The organism is Paenibacillus forsythiae T98 (assembly GCF_000520735.1).
Taxonomy (GTDB): domain Bacteria; phylum Bacillota; class Bacilli; order Paenibacillales; family Paenibacillaceae; genus Paenibacillus_AQ; species Paenibacillus_AQ forsythiae.
Window position 1 is genome coordinate 1 of the sequence record NZ_ASSC01000241.1, and the last position, 647, is coordinate 647.

Sequence of the window (647 nt, forward strand, 5' to 3'; positions counted from 1 at the left end):
AATTCTTCGGAAACCTGGCGGATGCCGAGATTCGTCAGGCGAATCGTGGGCGGAATGGCGAATATAATCGAAGCGATCACGCCAGGAACCACGCCCAGCGAGAAGAAAGACACCGCCGGAAGCAGGTAGACGAAGGCGGGCATCGTCTGCATGAAGTCCAGCACAGGCGTAATGATATTTCTTGCCTTTCCACTCTGCGCGCACAGAATGCCGATGGGCACGCCGATCAGCACCGCCAGGACGGATGCCGCCAGCACGAGCGCCAGCGACTGCATCGAGGGCCCCCACAGCCCGAGATTGTCAATGAGCAGCAGCCCGATCAGCGCGAACAGCGCAAGCCGCCATTTTCCGATCCAGTAGGCCAGCGCCGTAATGAGCAGAATGACCACCAGTGCGGGCAGAACGGTGAGTGCGGCTTCAATCCCCTCTACCATCCCTCCGATGACGGAATGGATAAAGTCAAAGACCGGACCGAAATACAAGGTCAGCCATTCCTCCAGCTTCTCCACCATGCTGCCGAGCGGCAGTTTCGGAATATTCATCAGGCAAGCCCTCCTTCCGGCACCGCATTGCCTGCGAGGGCGGACAGCACGGCTCCTTTAATGACAATGCCGTTCAGCCGGCCCTGTTCATCGACCACGGCGAGC

Annotated in this window: 1 protein-coding gene; it reads right to left on the minus strand. The window is 59.2% G+C overall.

What is annotated here, in order from left to right; genetic code table 11:
• On the minus strand, positions 1–542 hold a 542-nt coding region (locus L692_RS0108380), incomplete at its 3' end, for an ABC transporter permease (RefSeq protein ID WP_025698922.1).
• Positions 543–647: the final 105 nt, after the last annotated feature.